This is a genomic window from Kitasatospora sp. NPDC056651 (assembly GCF_042792155.1).
Classification (GTDB): domain Bacteria; phylum Actinomycetota; class Actinomycetes; order Streptomycetales; family Streptomycetaceae; genus Kitasatospora.
In genome coordinates this window covers 1-1,297 of record NZ_JBHTWX010000252.1, presented here as the reverse complement: position 1 = coordinate 1,297, position 1,297 = coordinate 1, and the positions used below count along the sequence as shown (strand labels likewise).

2 protein-coding genes and 1 pseudogene are annotated in these 1,297 nt (G+C 73.9%); 2 read left to right on the top strand and 1 reads right to left on the bottom strand.

What is annotated here, in order from left to right; all coding sequences use genetic code 11:
- A partial coding sequence (locus ACFRAR_RS38820; protein ID WP_380705173.1) for a hypothetical protein occupies window positions 1–231 on the bottom strand: 231 nt, incomplete at its 3' end.
- 252 nt (window positions 232–483) lie between these two features.
- On the opposite strand from ACFRAR_RS38820, the gene ACFRAR_RS38815 reads away from it, so the two are divergent.
- Both ACFRAR_RS38815 and ACFRAR_RS38810 read left to right on the top strand, forming a co-directional pair.
- Window positions 484–996, top strand: coding sequence for a SigE family RNA polymerase sigma factor (locus ACFRAR_RS38815; protein ID WP_380705171.1), 513 nt, complete (start codon window positions 484–486; stop codon window positions 994–996).
- Window positions 989–1,297, top strand: a pseudogene (locus ACFRAR_RS38810) (hypothetical protein); the annotation flags it as partial. The gene ACFRAR_RS38815 and the pseudogene ACFRAR_RS38810, both read left to right, overlap by 8 nt.

The following is a 1,297-nucleotide window of genomic DNA, read 5'->3' as shown; positions in this document are numbered from 1 at the left end:
GGTCGCCGTGCTGGTCACGGTGGAAGCGGCCGAGCCGCCACCGGAAACCACCGGAGCGGCGGTCGGGGCGGCGGCCGGAGCGGCCGGAGCAGCCGGAGCGGCGGCGGGGGCGGGGGTGGCCGTGGGGGCCGGCGTGGCGGTGCCGGTGGCGGCGGTGGCCATCCCCCCCGCCGTCGCGAGGGCCGCGGCGGTGGCGGTGGCGGCGATGAACATGATCGGGCGGATACGCATGAATCCATGTCCTTTCCTGCGGGCGTCCGGTTGATGCCCGCACCCCTGTACGACTCCCGGCGCCCGGCAGGTCGCACTCCGCTCATGTGATCCAGGTCATAGGCGGTCGGCGCAACCCGGGGGCGGCGCTCGTGCGTACAGGGCGGGAGGCTCCGCCCGGGAAGCACGACTTCACCGCCGCGGCCGAGGAGTGCTTCACCCCGCACCGCCTGTGCCGCGAGCCGACGGACAGCACCAGAAGAGAGGCCCTTGATGACGCCACAGGAGTTCGACGCGTTCTACGCGGCGTCCTTCTCCCGCCTGACCGGGCAGCTCTACGCGCTGACCGGCAACTGGTCCGAAGCACAGGACGTGGTCCAGGAGGCCTTCATCCGCGCGTGGGACCGAAGGCGCACCTTCGACCCGGGCGAGGCCCCGGAGGCATGGATCCGGACCACGGCCCGGCGGCTGGCCCACTCCCGCTGGCGGCGTCTCGCCCGTGGCCTGTACCTGGCCGGACGCCACCACCGCCAAGAACCACCCACCGTCGAGCCGCCCACCGAGGAACACCTGACGCTGGTCACCGCGCTCCGCGACCTGCCCGAGGCACAGCGAAGCGCCCTGGTCCTGCACCACATGTGCGACCTCTCCGTCGAGCAGGTCGCGGCCGAGACCGGCGCCAGCATCAGCGCCGTCAAAAGCCGCCTCGCCCGAGGTCGGACCGCGCTCGCGGCCAAGCTCGCTGACCGGACCCCGACCAGCGAGGAAGGAAACCTCCGTGTCTGACCCCACCCACGACACCCTAGCCGACAGACTGCGGCTGCTCGGCACACAGATGCCCGCACCGGCCCTGCCCGCCGCGGAGATCCGCCGACGCGCCGACCGGCGCCGCCACCGTCGGCACGCCCTGGGCGCGACCGCGGCCTGCACCGCGGTGGCCCTGTGCCTGGCTCTCCCGACCCTGTTGCGCTCACCGGAACCCCAGCACGCGCCGGGAGCACAACAGGGAGCAACCACCACGGACGTCCCCTCCGTGCCGGCTTCCCCCCACCCCCCGGCCGCTTCCACCGTCACCAGCACGGCGACG

What these genes read in the sequence shown, in the direction of transcription:
- ACFRAR_RS38815 (WP_380705171.1), top strand. Translation starts at nt 484, where the DNA reads ATGACGCCACAGGAGTTCGACGCGTTCTACGCGGCGTCCTTCTCCCGC.